The organism is Bradyrhizobium sp. ERR14 (genome assembly GCF_014198235.1).
GTDB lineage: Bacteria > Pseudomonadota > Alphaproteobacteria > Rhizobiales > Xanthobacteraceae > Bradyrhizobium.
The window spans coordinates 536,474-551,221 of record NZ_JACIHD010000004.1; the positions used below are offsets into that span (position 1 = coordinate 536,474).

General features: G+C 65.2%; 18 protein-coding genes and 1 pseudogene. 14 read left to right on the forward strand and 5 right to left on the reverse strand.

Translation table 11 applies throughout. The features are described 5' to 3' along the window. Nucleotides 1–79 precede the first annotated feature (79 nt). The 8 genes from GGD62_RS15870 to blaOXA all read left to right on the forward strand — a co-directional run bounded on the left by GGD62_RS15870 (nt 80) and on the right by blaOXA (nt 8,105). Nucleotides 80–1,486 carry a DegQ family serine endoprotease gene (locus GGD62_RS15870; RefSeq protein ID WP_018322283.1) on the forward strand — a complete coding sequence of 469 codons (1,407 nt, stop codon included), beginning with the start codon at nt 80–82 and terminating at the stop codon, nt 1,484–1,486. Continuing rightward, complete coding sequence (locus GGD62_RS15875; protein ID WP_018322284.1) at nt 1,483–2,817, forward strand: replication-associated recombination protein A; 1,335 nt, start codon at nt 1,483–1,485, stop codon at nt 2,815–2,817. The genes GGD62_RS15870 and GGD62_RS15875 overlap by 4 nt, the downstream gene beginning before the upstream one ends. Before the next feature lie 52 nt (nt 2,818–2,869). Then, nucleotides 2,870–4,087: an RluA family pseudouridine synthase gene (locus GGD62_RS15880; RefSeq protein ID WP_183708991.1), complete on the forward strand. Its 1,218-nt coding sequence runs from the start codon at nt 2,870–2,872 to the stop codon at nt 4,085–4,087. A gap of 40 nt (nt 4,088–4,127) precedes the next feature. Continuing rightward, nucleotides 4,128–4,427: a hypothetical protein gene (locus tag GGD62_RS15885; protein ID WP_092260197.1), complete on the forward strand. Its 300-nt coding sequence runs from the start codon at nt 4,128–4,130 to the stop codon at nt 4,425–4,427. A 70-nt stretch (nt 4,428–4,497) separates the two neighbouring features. Continuing rightward, on the forward strand, nt 4,498–5,292 hold the full coding sequence (locus tag GGD62_RS15890; protein WP_183708992.1) for an ATP12 family chaperone protein: 795 nt from the start codon (nt 4,498–4,500) through the stop codon (nt 5,290–5,292). 56 nt (nt 5,293–5,348) lie between these two features. Further along, entirely contained in the window at nt 5,349–6,950 is a 1,602-nt protein-coding gene (locus GGD62_RS15895; protein WP_183708993.1) for a flagellar hook-length control protein FliK, read from the forward strand. Then, a complete protein-coding gene (locus GGD62_RS15900; protein WP_018322289.1) occupies nt 6,947–7,210 on the forward strand; it encodes an EscU/YscU/HrcU family type III secretion system export apparatus switch protein in 264 nt (87 codons plus the stop codon). The genes GGD62_RS15895 and GGD62_RS15900 overlap by 4 nt, the downstream gene beginning before the upstream one ends. A gap of 76 nt (nt 7,211–7,286) precedes the next feature. Continuing rightward, complete coding sequence (gene blaOXA / locus GGD62_RS15905) at nt 7,287–8,105, forward strand: class D beta-lactamase (protein WP_183708994.1); 819 nt, start codon at nt 7,287–7,289, stop codon at nt 8,103–8,105. A gap of 156 nt (nt 8,106–8,261) precedes the next feature. On the opposite strand, the pseudogene GGD62_RS40800 reads toward blaOXA, so the two are convergent. The 3 genes and pseudogenes from GGD62_RS40800 to GGD62_RS15915 all read right to left on the reverse strand — a co-directional run. Continuing rightward, nucleotides 8,262–8,369: pseudogene (locus GGD62_RS40800) on the reverse strand (carboxymethylenebutenolidase); the annotation flags it as partial. A 10-nt stretch (nt 8,370–8,379) separates the two neighbouring features. Further along, a complete protein-coding gene (locus GGD62_RS15910) occupies nt 8,380–8,973 on the reverse strand; it encodes a hypothetical protein (protein WP_183708995.1) in 594 nt (197 codons plus the stop codon). Nucleotides 8,974–9,126: 153 nt separating this feature from the next. Beyond that, nucleotides 9,127–9,531, reverse strand: coding sequence for a DUF4260 domain-containing protein (locus GGD62_RS15915; RefSeq protein WP_018322291.1), 405 nt, complete (start codon nt 9,529–9,531; stop codon nt 9,127–9,129). A 138-nt stretch (nt 9,532–9,669) separates the two neighbouring features. On the opposite strand from GGD62_RS15915, the gene GGD62_RS15920 reads away from it, so the two are divergent. From GGD62_RS15920 to GGD62_RS15935, 4 genes are read left to right on the forward strand one after another with little or no spacing between them, the layout of a single operon-like run. Next, nucleotides 9,670–11,202 (forward strand): acyl-CoA carboxylase subunit beta, encoded by a 1,533-nt coding sequence (locus GGD62_RS15920; protein ID WP_183708996.1) that lies wholly within the window; start codon nt 9,670–9,672, stop codon nt 11,200–11,202. Between the two features lie 35 nt (nt 11,203–11,237). Next, nucleotides 11,238–11,450, forward strand: a complete 213-nt coding sequence (locus GGD62_RS15925; RefSeq protein WP_018322293.1) for a hypothetical protein — start codon at nt 11,238–11,240, stop codon at nt 11,448–11,450. Continuing rightward, the gene (locus GGD62_RS15930; RefSeq protein WP_018322294.1) at nt 11,447–12,118 is read left to right on the forward strand and encodes a Fic family protein; all 672 of its coding nucleotides are present in this window, start codon (nt 11,447–11,449) and stop codon (nt 12,116–12,118) included. Before GGD62_RS15925 ends, GGD62_RS15930 begins: the two co-directional genes overlap by 4 nt. A 60-nt stretch (nt 12,119–12,178) precedes the next feature. Continuing rightward, the gene (locus tag GGD62_RS15935; RefSeq protein WP_183234611.1) at nt 12,179–12,526 is read left to right on the forward strand and encodes a hypothetical protein; all 348 of its coding nucleotides are present in this window, start codon (nt 12,179–12,181) and stop codon (nt 12,524–12,526) included. Nucleotides 12,527–12,606: 80 nt separating this feature from the next. On the opposite strand, the gene GGD62_RS15940 is transcribed toward GGD62_RS15935, so the two are convergent. Beyond that, nucleotides 12,607–13,272 (reverse strand): glutathione S-transferase family protein, encoded by a 666-nt coding sequence (locus GGD62_RS15940; protein WP_183708997.1) that lies wholly within the window; start codon nt 13,270–13,272, stop codon nt 12,607–12,609. 130 nt (nt 13,273–13,402) lie between these two features. Between GGD62_RS15940 and GGD62_RS15945 the strand changes: the two genes are divergently transcribed. Together GGD62_RS15945 and GGD62_RS15950 are read left to right on the forward strand one after the other, a co-directional pair. Then, complete coding sequence (locus tag GGD62_RS15945) at nt 13,403–13,717, forward strand: hypothetical protein (protein WP_183708998.1); 315 nt, start codon at nt 13,403–13,405, stop codon at nt 13,715–13,717. Nucleotides 13,718–13,849: 132 nt separating this feature from the next. After that, entirely contained in the window at nt 13,850–14,125 is a 276-nt protein-coding gene (locus GGD62_RS15950) for a twin-arginine translocation signal domain-containing protein (protein ID WP_183708999.1), read from the forward strand. A gap of 177 nt (nt 14,126–14,302) precedes the next feature. Here the strand turns inward: GGD62_RS15950 and GGD62_RS15955 are convergent, their stop codons facing one another. Then, nucleotides 14,303–14,551 carry a GCG_CRPN prefix-to-repeats domain-containing protein gene (locus GGD62_RS15955; RefSeq protein WP_026202719.1) on the reverse strand — a complete coding sequence of 83 codons (249 nt, stop codon included), beginning with the start codon at nt 14,549–14,551 and terminating at the stop codon, nt 14,303–14,305. Nucleotides 14,552–14,748: the final 197 nt, after the last annotated feature.

The window sequence follows — 14,748 nt, forward strand, 5'->3', positions numbered from 1 at the left end:
GGCCGAATATTGCCGCCCGGCGCCCTTCTATTGGGGGACGAACGCGCCTATATTCCGGCGTCTTTTCCAAGAGGTAGGAATGTTTCGATCGATCCGGACCGCCGTCGTCACGGCATTGTGCATAGGCTTTTCCGCCCACTTCAACCCGGCTGCTGCGCAGGACCGTCGGGTCCCGTCATCGCCGGCCGAGCTGCGGCTGTCCTATGCGCCGATCGTGCAGCGGGTGCAGCCGGCCGTGGTCAACGTCTATGCCGCCAAGGTGGTGCAGAACCGCAACCCGCTGCTGGACGATCCGATCTTCCGCCGCTTCTTCGGCGTGCCGGGCCAACAGCCCGAGCAGATGCAGCGCTCGCTCGGCTCCGGCGTCATCGTCGATGCGTCCGGCCTCGTCGTCACCAACGTCCACGTCATCGAGGGCGCGGACCAGGTGAAGGTGTCGCTGTCGGACAAGCGCGAGTTCGAGGCGGAGATCCTGCTGAAGGATACGCGCACCGATCTTGCCGTGCTGCGCCTGAAGGACACCAAGGAGAAATTCCCGACCCTCGATTTCACCAATTCCGACGAATTGCTGGTCGGCGACGTCGTGCTCGCGATCGGCAATCCCTTCGGCGTCGGCCAGACCGTGACTCACGGCATCATCTCGGCGCTGGCGCGCACGCAGGTCGGCATCACCGACTATCAGTTCTTCATCCAGACCGATGCGGCGATCAATCCCGGTAATTCCGGCGGCGCGCTGGTCGACATGGCCGGCAAGCTGGCGGGCATCAACACCGCGATCTATTCGCGCTCCGGCGGCTCGCAAGGCATCGGTTTCGCGATCCCTGCCAACATGGTGCGTGTCGTCGTCGCCTCCGCCAAGAGCGGCGGCAAGGCGGTGAAGCGTCCCTGGCTCGGGGCAAAATTGCAGGCGGTGACGCCCGAGATCGCCGAGAGCCTCGGCCTACGTTCGCCGACCGGCGCGCTGGTCGCGAGCGTGGTGTCGAACGGCCCCGCCGCGAAGGCCGGCCTGAAGTCCTCCGATCTCATCACTGGGATCGATGGCCAGACCGTGGATGATCCCAACGCCTTCGACTATCGCTTCGCCACTCGTCCGCTCGGCGGCAGCGCGCAGATCGACGTGCAGCGCAGCGGCAAGCCGCTCAAGCTGACGGTGGCGCTGGAGACCGCGCCCGATACGGGACGTAACGAGCTCGTCGTCACCGCGCGTTCGCCGTTCCAGGGCGCGAAGGTCTCGACCATCACGCCGGCGGTCGCCGACGAGCTGCATCTTGACGCCGACACCGAGGGTGTCGTGATCACCGATCTCGGCGGCGACAGTGCGGCCGCAAATGTCGGCTTCCAGAAGGGCGATATCATTCTGGCGGTCAACAACCAGAAGATCAGCAGGACCGGCGACCTGGAAAAGGCGGCCGGAGAGCGCCCGCGGATCTGGCGTATCACGCTGGTGCGCGGCGGCCAGCAGATCAACGTCACGCTGGGCGGATGAGTCCGAAGCGACCACAAACGCCAACGCTCTTTGCCGCGGCGGGGCTCGACCACGACGCTCCGCATCCGCTGCCGGACCGGTTGCGCCCGCGCGCGCTGTCGGAGGTCGTGGGCCAGGACCACATCCTCGGTCCCGACGGGGCGCTGACGCGCATGCTGGAGACGCGCACGCTGGGATCGCTGGTGTTCTGGGGCCCGCCCGGCACCGGCAAGACCACGGTGGCGCGGCTGCTGGCGGATGCGACCGACCTGCATTTCGAGCAGATCTCCGCGGTGTTCTCCGGCGTCGCCGATCTGAAGAAAGCCTTCGACGCCGCGCGCGCCCGCCGCGAGATGGGCAAGGGCACGCTGCTGTTCGTCGACGAGGTGCATCGCTTCAACCGCGCCCAGCAGGATTCGTTTCTGCCCGTGATGGAAGACGGCACCGTGGTGATGGTCGGCGCCACCACGGAGAATCCGTCCTTCGAGCTCAACGCGGCGTTGCTCTCTCGTGCGCGCGTCTTGGTGTTTCGCTCGCTCGATGCCGCCGCGATCGAAAAACTGTTTGCGCATGCCGAGGAGGTCGAAGGTCGCAAGCTGCCGCTCGATGCGGAAGCGCGCGCCGTGCTGGTGCGCATGGCCGATGGCGATGGCCGCGCCTCGCTGACGCTCGCCGAAGAGGTCTGGCGTTCGGCGCGGGCGGACGAGATCTTCAATGCCGCGCAGTTGCAGGAGATTTTGCAGCGCCGCGCGCCGATCTACGACAAATCGGCTGACGGCCATTACAATTTGATCTCGGCGCTGCATAAGTCGGTGCGCGGCTCCGATCCCGATGCCGCGCTGTATTACCTCGCGCGCATGCTCGATGCCGGTGAGGATCCGCTGTTCCTGGCCCGCCGCGTCGTGCGCATGGCGGTAGAGGACATCGGCCTTGCCGATCCGCAGGCCCTCGTCATCGCCAATGCGGCCAAGGACGCGTTCGACTTCCTCGGCCATCCCGAAGGCGAGCTCGCCATCGCGCAGGCCGTCGTCTATCTCGCCACCGCGCCGAAATCGAATGCGGTCTACACCGCCTTCGGCACGGCGATGCAGGTCGCCAAGCAGGCCGGCTCGCTGCTGCCGCCAAAGCACATCCTCAATTCGCCGACCAAGCTGATGAAGTCCGAAGGCTACGGCGCATCTTACGAATACGACCACGACGCCCCCGACGCCTTCTCCGGGCAGGACTACTTCCCGGAAGCCCTGGGCCGCCAAACGTTCTACGACCCGCCCGAGCGCGGCTTCGAGCGGGAGATCAGGAAGCGGCTGGATTACTGGGCCAAGCTGAGGAAGGAGCGGGGCGGCCCGCGCTAAAAACGGCCATTTCGCCGTGACGGGACCCGGCTTTTAGGGTACGCAGGCAACTATGAGCCGCCGCATCAAGAGAACCGATCCAAAGCCCCGCTCGCGCGACGAGCGCAAGGAATCCCGCCCGTTCAAGGCGCGTAGCGCGTCTAAGGCTGGACCCCGGCCGGGTGGCAAGCCCGGCGGCAGCAAGCCGCCGCGCTTTGCCGGCGAGCGCGCCGAGCGGCGCGCGCCGAAAGCCGAGCTGGAAAGGGCCGCGCCCGAAAAGCCCGTCGAGGCGCTGTTGCCGACCAAGGTGCAGACCGTCAAGGTGACCGCCGACGAGAACAACATGCGCGTCGATCGTTTCCTCGAGGCGCGCTTTCCCGGCCTGTCGTTCTCCCACATCCAGCGTGTCGTCCGCAAAGGCGAGCTGCGCGTCGACGGCAAGCGCGTCGACAGCAAGGACCGCCTGGAGGAGGGCCAGAGCGTCCGCATTCCGCCGCTCAAGCTCGACACGCCGAAGGGCGTCGGCGAGCTCTCGGAAGCCGCCCAGAAGACCCTCAAGGCGCTGAAGGAGATGACGATCTTTGAGGACGACGACGTCCTCGTCCTGAACAAGCCGGCCGGCCTTGCGGTGCAGGGCGGCTCGGGCATGACGCGGCACATCGACCAGATGCTGGAGGTGATGCGCGATTCCAAGGGCCAGAAGCCACGCCTGGTGCACCGTATCGACCGGGAGACGTCAGGCTGTCTGCTGGTCGCCAAGACGCGGTTTGCCGCTTCGCATCTGACCGGCGCGTTCCGCTCGCGCTCGGCGCGAAAAGTCTATTGGGCGCTGGTGCCGGGCCTGCCGAAGCCGAAGCAGGGCCGCATCTCGACCTTCCTCGCCAAGGAGGAGAGCGAGGACGACACCATCATGCGCATCGCCCAGCATGGCGACGAGGGCGCCAGCCACGCGGTGACATATTACGCGGTGGTCGAGACCGCCGGCAACAAGTTGACCTGGGTGTCGCTGAAGCCGGTGACGGGACGCACCCATCAGCTGCGCGCCCACATGGAGCATATCGGCCATCCCATCGTCGGCGATCCCAAATATTTTAACATCGAGAACTGGCAGCTGCCGGGCGGCCTGCAAAACCGGCTGCATCTGCTCGCGCGCCGCATCGTCATTCCGCATCCCCGCGGCGGCGTGATCGACGCCACCGCGCCATTGCCGCCGCACATGCAGCAGTCGTGGAATCTGCTCGGGCTGGATGCAAGCCGGTTTGATCCAATCGAGAACGCGCCTGAAGAATAGCCGGGTTGAACGGGGGTGGTAGACCCACGACATATCCTCCATGACACGGCTCTCGATCTATCTTGTGCTGTTGGCGGCGCTATGTGTGGGGCAGGCCGCCCACGCGCAATACGTGCTGCCGGACGCTTCACGGCTCGCCCCACCGCTGCCTCAGCCGCCACCGCCGCCGAAGATCGAGGTGCCGCAGGTTCCGCAAGTCGACGCGCCGCCGCGCTACAACTACCAGCCGCTTCCGCGTAACTCGTTCAGCGATCGCGTCACAAAGTGCCTCGACGCCGCCGCAGCTGCGGGACTGGGCCCAGCCGATCGCGGCACTTACTCACGCGCTTGCGCGAACTAGCAGCACTCATGGTCGTGGCGAAGTCATGACGAGACAGATAATCTGACCGACGACAGGGACCGAAAAAACGATGCGCGAATTGTTCGAAGAAGCAGCAGGGCAACCCCCGCCTGACCCGCGGGAATCGGCGCGCGCGTCCGCGCGCCCGCCGCAGCGCAAGCGCTTCTACAAGGAGGCGACTACGACTGAAGCCGAAGGCGGTTTCGCCATCACGCTCGATGGCAAGCCGATCCGCACGCCCTCCGGCCGCCAGGTGGTGATTCCGTCGCGCGCGCTCGCCGATGCCGTGGCCGCGGAATGGGCGGCTCAGGGCGAGAGCATCGACCCCATGACCATGCCGCTGACGCGGATCGCCAACAGCGTGGTCGAGGGCGTGGTCGATCGCGTCGAGCTCGTCAGCGACGACCTTGCGAAATATTTCGAGTCCGATTTGCTGTTCTATCGTGCCGGCCATCCCGAAGGGCTGGTCGCCCGCGAGGCCGCGCATTGGGATCCCGTGCTGTTCTGGGCCGCGGACACGCTGGGCGCGCATTTCATCCTGTCCGAGGGCGTCATGCATGTGAAGCAGCCCGATGAGGCGGTCGAGGCCGCGCGGGCCGCGCTGCCGGGGGACCCCTGGTCGGTCGCCGCACTCCACGTGGTGACGACCCTGACCGGCTCGGCGCTGCTGGCGCTGGCGCTGGCTCATGGCGTGCGCGACGCCGGCCAGGTCTGGGCCGCCGCCCATGTCGATGAGGACTGGAACATCGACCAATGGGGCGTGGACGAGGAGGCCGCCAGCCGTCGGGCCACCCGTCTCAGGGATTTCGAGGCCGCCGTGGCGGTTCTGGCGGCGGCAAAGGCGTCCGCAGCCGAAGGTCCTTAACGAGAGGTTTACGACGGTGGCCTTAGGGTGTGGCCAGCGCTCCATGGGCCCCTGAGATGCCGACGCCGGTCACTTCCATCCTCCCCGTCAGTGCCGCCAGCCCCGTGGCTGATGCGACGACGCCAGACCTCGTGCTGCAGGCCGGCAGCGTCGTCGATGCCAGGGTCGTCAGCGTGATGGCCGACAATCTGGTGCGGATCGCGATCGCCAACCTTTCGATGGACGTGATGTCGGAGGTGGCGCTGACGCCGGGGCAGAATCTCCAGCTGGCGGTGTCGCAGAACGACGGCACCATCAGGCTCGCCGTGATGAACGGGGCAGGCGAGGCAACTCCCGATCAGATCACGCTGACGCCGCGTGCGGCTTCGCTGGTGGAAAGCCCGCCGCTGGCGCCGTCCGCGGCCGCGACACGCAACACGCTGACGCCATTGGAGCAGGTCGCTGTCACCGCGGCCTCGGCCGAGGCCGCCACAAAACAGGGCAGCCAGGCGCCACTGTTCGCCAATCTGGCGTCCGTCGTCACCGGCAGCAATCTGCCTGCGGGCTTGAAGCAGGCCGTGCTGGACGTGCTGGCGCAGCAGACGCCGCTCAGTCCCGGGCTCGATGGCGCCGATGTCGAAACCGCGTTCCAGAAATCCGGCTTGTTCTTCGAGGCTTCGCTGGCCGCCGGCGCGAGGCCGCCCGCCGGAACGACGCCCGACCTGAAGGCGGCGCTGCTGGTGCTGCGCCAGACGCTGACCACGCTCGAAACCGCCGCGCCACAGGGCGCTGCAACTCCCGCTGCGACGACAGAGACACCGCAGGTCGCCACTGCGCCTGCTCAGGCCGCAGGTGAGGCCGCGCAGTCCGCGTCCCCTTCCGGCCCCGAGATCGCGCAGACGCCGCGCAACGCCAATCTCGCGGCCGCCGTGCTGGCGGACGTTGCCGGCAACGCTCAGCAAGCCGCGATGCCGCGCACCATGTCCGCCGGCCTTGCCGCAAGCCTGCTGCAGGAGGCTACGGAAAACCTGCCGCGCCTGATCGGCAACGTGCCCGGCTCGAACAAAGCCGTGCCCGACGGCCACATCTTCGAAGCAGCCGCACGTGCGACGCCACCGCCGTTCCGTGGTGCATTGCCCTCGCCGCAGGCGATTGCCTCGCCCTCGCTCGTGCCGGACACGCCGCTGTCCGCAACCGTGCATCGCCTGCTCGACGACACCGATGCCGCCATCGCGCGGCAGACATTGTTGCAGGTCGCTTCGCTCCCGGATCGCACCGACGCCAGTGGCCACCGCATCGACCCGGCCGTCCCGCAGTGGAATTTCGAGATTCCCTTCGCAACGCCGCAGGGCACCGCGATGGCGCAGTTCGAGATCTCGCGCGATGGCGCTGGCGAATCCGCCGATGCCGCCAAGCGCGCCTGGCGCGCGCGCTTCTCGCTCAACGTCGAGCCGGCCGGCCCCGTGCACGCGCTGATCACGCTGAACGGCGACAAGACTTTCGTGCGGATGTGGGCGGAGCGGCCGGCGACGGTACAGCAGCTGCGCGCCGGCATCGGCGAGCTCAATCAGGCGCTGACACGAGCCGAGCTCAATCCCGGTGACATTCTGGTCCGTGAGGGCACGCCGCCGCAGCCGGCACCGGCCCGCGCCGGCCACTTCCTGGATCGGGCGACATGAGCGACCCATCCAAGCTCGCCATCGCGCTGCATTACGAAAAGGGTACCAACGCGCCCGTGGTCGTCGCCAAGGGCAAAGGCACGATCGGCGAGAAGATCGTCGAGATCGCCAGGGCTCACGACATCCCGATCGAGGAGAACGAGGTTTTGGCCGGCGCGCTGTCCAAGGTCGAGCTCGGCGAGGAGATCCCGCCGGACCTTTACAAGGCCGTCGCCGAAGTGCTGGTGTTCGTGCTGCGGCTGTCGGGCCGGGGGCGGTAGAGCATGATCTGTCATCGTTTCACCATGGAGCGGAGGCATGGTCGCGATCACTTTCATCGTTTGACGGACATCGATCTTGCTCACCCGCCGCTCCACTCTCGGCCTTCTCGCCGCATCTGCCATCCTGCCATCGCGCGCGCTCGCCCATGTCGCGCCGCCGCGCAACGAGATCCGCGATAGCCTCGCAAAGCGCTTCACCGACCTCGGTACATCAGGCACCTTCGTCGGCTACAAGGTCGAGGACTATCTGGTCGTCGCCAGCGACAAGGAGCGCTCCGGCGAAGGCAAGCTGCCGGCCTCGACCTTCAAGATCCCGAACTCGCTGATCGCGCTGGAGACGGGCGTCGTCACTGACCCCGACAAGGACGTGTTTCCCTGGGATGGCGTGAAGCGTCCGATCGAGGCCTGGAACAAGGATCACACGCTGCGTAGCGCGATCGCCGTGAGCGCAGTGCCGGTCTATCAGGAGATCGCCCGCCGCATAGGCCAGGAGCGGATGCAAAAGTATGTCGACGAGTTCGACTACGGTAACCGCGACATCGGCGGCGGCATCGACCAGTTCTGGCTGACCGGGAATTTGCGCATCGACCCGGTCGAGCAGATCGATTTCGTCGACCGGCTGCGGCGCCGCGCGCTGCCGATCAGCAAGCGCAGCCAGGATCTGGTCGCCGACATCCTGCCGGTGACCAAGGTCGGCGACAGCGTCATTCGCGCCAAATCCGGCCTGCTGGGCGCCGAGCGCGGCGAGCCATCGCTCGGCTGGATGGTGGGCTGGGCCGAGAAGGGCGAGACGCACACGGTGTTCGCGCTCAACATGGATTGCAAGGAGCCGCGACTCGTCGGCGAGCGCATGACGCTGACGCAAGCCTGCCTTGCCGAGATCGGCGCGATCTAGCCTGTGAGTGGTGCAATCGTTCTCGTCGAGCGCAGCCGCCGTAGGGTGGGCATAGGCGCGTAGCGCCGTGCCCGCGATCTTTATGCCGTAAGCGACGATTCGTGGGCACGCTACGCTTTGCCCACCCTACGGCACTGGTGCAGGCTGAAGGCCTTTTTAGCCCAACTTGAACAACACCTGCAAAAACTCCTCCACCGCCTTGCGCGACTCGGCGGCCGTCTTCGGATTGCCGCCGACATGCGGGTTGAGCTCGACGCAGGCAGGGGCGACCGCCTCAGGCGGTGTCGCTCTTCTTCGCCGTCAGCGCCTGGTCGATCGCAAAGCCGCCGATCTCGCTCATCGCCTGCGAGATCACGTCGCCCTTGCGGGCAAACCCGGCGGAGAGGAAATCGAACTGCGTCCGCGCCAGCCGCAGCACCTCGATCGGCACGGAGACCGCGGTCGCGTTGAAGCTGTCGACGGAGGCGCGCAAGCTGTCCAGCTCGGTCGTGAGCTTGCCGATATGGCTCTCGGCATTCTGCATCACGCCGATCAGCTTGCCGCGCTCGGCATCGAAGGCGGCGCGCTCGGCGGCGGCTGCCGCGGTGACCTCGGCAAGCTGCGCCCGCAGCACCTCGATCTGGCCGACCATGGCATCGGAGGCGAGATCGGCGGCCTCGCGCAGCTCGGCGTTACGCGTGCTCGCATCCAGCTGCTCATGATAGAGCCGCTCGGCCGACATGGCCCGCTGCGCCAGCGACTCGATCAGGCTTGCGGCGCGCAGCAGCATCTCGCCGTTCTGCCCCGACACCATGCTGGCCATCCGCCGCAGGAAGTCGATGGTTTGGGACGACGAGTTCGGCGGCAGGGGGACGACCGTCGCGGACATCTCAGTGATGCTTGCGTGATGCTCGAGCCAAGGCGTAATGACCGCCGCCGTACCAACTGAGCTCACGCAACATTCGGCGCCTGATCGCGAGCGCGAAGCAAGCCTGAATCGGCAGGCCCGGTCAACCGGGCCGGGCGACCAAATTCGTGCGCGTCAGGCGTCCTTTTGCCGCCCGATCCGGCCCAGATGGGTGAAGCCGAACCCGGCGGAATATTTCAGGCCATAGCCGAGCGCGCGGTCGATGCCGATATGGGCGAGCCAGATCAAGGCGATGGACAAGGTGAGCGGCGAGCCGAGGCCGAAGCCCAGCGTCAGCAGCGACACCGGCGCCATGTAGCTGTGGGCGGCGTTGTAGATCAGCGCGCCGAATTTGGCGTCGGACAGGTATGCCAGGAAGCTGAGATCGGGGACGAAGAAGAGCAGGGCAAAGACCAGCCAGGAGCCGTCCCAGGCCCAGTAAAGCATCACCATCCCGATAAACAGGGTGAGGCCCTCCAGCCGCAGCAGGATGTTGACGCCGCCCGTCGCCGCACCAGTCTCGGCCATTCTCTCGTCCATGCTCGCCTCCCGGGCAAAACTTTGTAATCTCTCACGCTTTTAGCCCGGACAGGGCAGCCCTGCGGCGCGGAAAGGCGCTTTCCGGTCCGCAAAATGCCGTGTTAGAACCCCGCATCACTTAAGAACTGGCGGGAGCAAATGAAACACATCCTGGACGCCCTTGAAGATCGTCGCGCCGGCGCAAAGCTCGGCGGCGGGGAGAAGCGCATCGAGGCGCAGCACGCCCGCGGCAAGCTGACCGCGCGCGAGCGTATCGAGTTGCTGCTCGACAAGGGATCGTTCGAGGAATTCGACATGTTCGTCGAGCACCGCTCCACCGAGTTCGGCATGGAGAAGAACAAGGTGCCCGGCGACGGCGTCGTCACGGGCTGGGGCACCGTCAACGGCCGCAAGACGTTCGTGTTCGCGAAGGACTTCACGGTTTTCGGCGGCTCGCTCTCGGAAACGCATGCGCTAAAGATCACCAAGCTCCAGGACATGGCGATGAAGGCGCGGGCGCCCATCATCGGCCTTTATGACGCGGGCGGCGCCCGCATCCAGGAGGGTGTCGCTGCGCTCGCCGGCTATTCCTACGTGTTCCGCCGCAACGTGCTCGCCTCCGGCGTGATCCCGCAGATCTCCGTCATCATGGGCCCCTGCGCCGGCGGCGACGTCTATTCGCCTGCCATGACCGACTTCATCTTCATGGTGAAGAACACCAGCTACATGTTCGTGACCGGTCCTGACGTGGTGAAGACCGTCACCAACGAGGTCGTCACCGCCGAAGAGCTGGGCGGCGCCTCGGTGCACGCCACGCGCTCCTCGATCGCGGACGGCGCCTTCGAGAATGACGTCGAGACGCTTCTGCAGATGCGTCGCCTGATCGACTTCCTGCCGTCCAACAACAGTGACGGCGTGCCGGAATGGCCGAGCTTCGACGACATCGGTCGCGTCGACATGTCCCTGGATACGCTGATCCCGGACAATCCGAACAAGCCTTACGACATGAAGGAGCTGATCCTGAAGGTCGTGGACGAGGGGGACTTCTTCGAGATCGCGGAGAGCTTCGCCAAGAACATCGTCACGGGCTTCGGCCGCATCGCGGGCCGTACCGTCGGCTTCGTCGCCAACCAGCCGATGGTGCTGGCCGGCGTGCTCGACAGCGACGCATCGCGGAAAGCCGCGCGCTTCGTTCGTTTTTGTGATGCCTTCAACATCCCGATCGTCACCTTCGTCGACGTGCCGGGCTTCCTGCCGGGCACTGCGCAGGAATATGGCGGCCTGATCAAGCACGGCGCGAAACTGCTGTTCGCCTATTCGCAATGCACCGTGCCGCTCGTCACCATCATCACCCGCAAGGCCTATGGCGGCGCCTTCGACGTCATGGCCTCCAAGGAGATCGGCGCCGACATGAACTACGCCTGGCCGACCGCCCAGATCGCGGTGATGGGCGCCAAGGGCGCGGTCGAGATCATCTTCCGCTCCGACATCGGCGACCCCGACAAGATCACCGCGCGCACCAAGGAATACGAAGACCGCTTCCTGTCACCCTTCATCGCCGCCGAACGCGGCTACATTGACGACGTCATCATGCCGCATTCGACCCGCAAGCGCATCGCGCGGGCGCTGGCGATGCTGAAGGACAAGAAGGTCGAAGCGCCGGCGAAGAAGCACGACAATTTGCCGTTGTGAGATGAACTTACCGGGGGCACTACGTATAAAATCGCATGGTGCCCCTGAACGGACTCGTCTATATTGGTGTCATGACCGACGCACTCAAGAAGCTGATCGAAGCTGCCAAGACGGCTAATCCATCCCCGGAACATCGGGAGGAGCAGCGGCGGAGCTTCGTGTATGGCAATACCCATTTCGAAAATTCGCTCATCACGCGCGAAATGGTGGATCGTGAGGCCGAAAAGCTGGCCAAGGATAAAAAATGACAAGCGAAGAGCGTGAACGGCGCGATAGCCGTGCGCTCGAACCTGAGTTGATTACCGATCCTCAGGAAAAGGCTGCGGCCGAAGCTCGGAACGGGTTCCGTCAGTACGACGCAGCAATTGGCGTGATACAGACGGCTCTTGAGCGAGGCTCATTCAAGCTCCGTCCGTCACTCATCCTCGGTTTGCAGCGAGAAGCTTTAGCGGGCATCAGCTCTTACGCTGGCAACTATCGCCCCGGCGGCGTTGCCATCGAGGGAAGCAAGCATGAGCCCGTTGGTGCACATCTGGTCCCCGAACTCGTTGAGGACATGTGCGACTACGTCAATGATCGGTGGGAGGCTAGCACGCCGATCCATCTCGGCGCCTATCTCATGTGGCGGCTGAATTGGATTCATCCGTTCGCGGACGGGAATGGTCGTACCTCCCGGATTGTCTCGTATGTCGTCCTTTCAATTCGTGCTGGTGCGCTTCTGCCGGGCACACCGACGATACCGGATCAAATTGTCGACAACCGAAAGCCCTATTTCGACGCGTTGGATGCGGCCGATTTAGCCTTTCGCGATGGAGACCGGATCGACGTCTCGCAGATGGAAGATTTATTGGCCTCACTGTTAGCGAACCAACTTGCGGAATTCTACAAGTCGGTTGGAGGCAAGCTGCCTGGCTGAACGAGAGCCTTCGTTGCTAGGTTCTATTTGCAATCGAGTCACCTTAAAATTTCGAATCCAATGACCAAAGACGATCCGACGGACGAAATCTCCGACATCGAGGATCGCATCGAGCGGCTTGCCGAGATCGCCGAGCGGTGCCGGAAGTACATCCTGGCGTCCAAGATCGCGATCGGTGGCGGGGCCGCGCTGTTGCTGATCACGATCCTCGGTCTGTTTGGCTTCGGTCAGACCGCAGCCCTCGGATCGATCGCGTTGGTGCTGGGCGGGATCGTGTCGCTGGGCTCGAACGTCAGCACGTTGCGGCAGACGGACGACGCCATTAGTGCTGCGGAGGCACGCCGGGCGGCGTTGATCGGCAGCATCGACCTGCGCGTGGTCGCCGACGCGCCGCTGAAGCTGGTGTGAGGTGTGGGGCGGATTAGCGACAGCGTAACCCGCCAATGTCTTTATCGCCGGATGCAGGCGTTGGCGGATTACGGCTTCGCCTAATCCGCCCTACGAACTACGCGTGCCTTATCCGCCGCAGCGAAATGCGCCATCTGGTCGGCATGGGCCTTGATGAAGGCCGGGCGGGCCGTGGCGCGCGCGACGTAGGCGCGGCAGGCAGGACTGTCCGCCAGGCCACCAAAACCATCGACGACGCGCAGCACGTCCGACATCAGGATGTCGGCGACGGAGAAGGAGCCGGCCAGCCATTCGCGGCCGGCCAGCACCGGCTCGAGATGCTTCAGCCGCAGCTTGAGGAAGTCGTCGACGAATTTCCACGCCGCCGTGTCGGTCGGATGGCCCATGAACTTCGACATTCCCCAGGGCAGGCTGGCCATCTCCACCGAATTGAGCGCCGCGAACACCCATTCCGTCGCTTCAGTGCGGCCGCGCGGATCTGATGGCATCAGTTTCTCGCTGAGCCCGCCGAGATGCAGCAGGATCGCGCCGGTCTCGAAGATCGAGAGGTTGCCGTCGGTCAGCCAGGGCACCTGGCCGAAAGGCTGATGCGCGAAATGTGCGGCGCCGCGATCGTCGAATGGGGCGCTTGCGACGCGATAGGGCAGCGCGGCCTCTTCGAGCGCCCAGCGCACGCGAAGGTCGCGCACGAATCCTCGCGGCGGTTCGGGAACCCAATTGAAGGTGGTCAGGGTGAGGTCGGCCATTTGCTGTCTCCGTGTCCTGGTTCGAAACAAAGGACGAGCGAAGGGCGTCCGTTCCGACACCCGCGCCAACTCTTTTTGTCGGCGGCGGCTTATCCGGCTAGGTTCGCGCCAAACAACAGGAGGAAACCCGATGCCCGCTGCCTTCTTCGTCGTTCGCGCCATCGTCACCGATCCCGGCAAGCGCGCCGCTTTTGACCGATGGTACGAGAGGGAACATGTGCCCGACGCGGTGAAGGCATTCGGCGTGAGCAAAGCCTGGCGATTCTGGAGCCTGGACGATCCCTCGCTGCATCAGGCGATGTATAAGTTCGATGACGAGGCCAAGCTCGCGGCGATGCTGAAGGGCGATGCGCTCAACCAGCTCGTCGCCGATTTCAACCGCGACTGGCCCGATGTCAGGCGTTCGCGCGAGACGCTGGTGCTGGCGCAGGAGTTTGCGAAGTAGCGAGGTCCATCCAGGCTACGAATTCTCCATCTCACTTCATTTCTGAATCTGAACACAGGATTCAGCCTTGGTTCATGTCGTGACCGCGACACTCCCTCTGCATCACTTGCTCGATAGCCTAGAGGACATGTCATGGAGCGCCGGAACTTTTTGAAACTTGCATTGGGAGTGACGGCGGGCGCCGCCGCCTTCGCCGCGACCGCGCAGGCCGCGCCGTTGTCGCCGCAGCCGGTCGGCGATCCCGCGCGCATGCCGCAAGGCAACCCCGACGCTCATCCTGCCGTCACCACCAGCGAGAAAGCCGCCAAGCTGACGCCGGAACAGGTTCACTGGCATGGCCGCCACCGGGGCTGGGGTCACCGTCATTGGGGCTGGCGTCGCCGGCGCTGGCACCGCCGCCACTGGTGAGCCGCGGCAAGCCGCGAATTGGACGGGGACCGCAGCCGCGGTCCCCGTTTCGATTCCAGGCCGCTCAAAATCCACGGCGGACGATTAGTCGGCGGCAAGCCTGAAAACGAACAAGCCTGAAAACGAAAATGGCCGCGCAGGCTGAACCTGCGCGGCCATCTTTGCGATGCAAAGAGATCAGAACGGGCGGCAGCGGCCGGCGTACCAGCGGAAGCCATAGGGGCACACACGCGCGCGCGGCACGACGACGACTGGCGGAGCGACCACCACCGGGGCGGGGCGCACGACGACCGCGCCGCGCATCGGGCGGCAGCCGCCGTAGGCGCCACGATACCAACCCGGGCCGCAACCCTGCGCGGCGCTGGCGGCCTCGCTGAAACCGACAACCGCGCTGGCGAGCATGGCGGCGGCGAACAGGTATTTCATGTGATCTTCCTTCTCGTCCTTGGGGCAAGTCTTTGGGGGCAAGTCTTTGGAGGCAACTCTCTGGAGCAAGTCTTCGGGAGCTTGGCGCTTGCGGCGCACAATGAATCAAAAGACACGATTCGACATGTTAATTTTGCAACATGCCGGCACGGCGCGATCCAAACCTGCCAATCATGACCTGAATGCGGCATGAACGT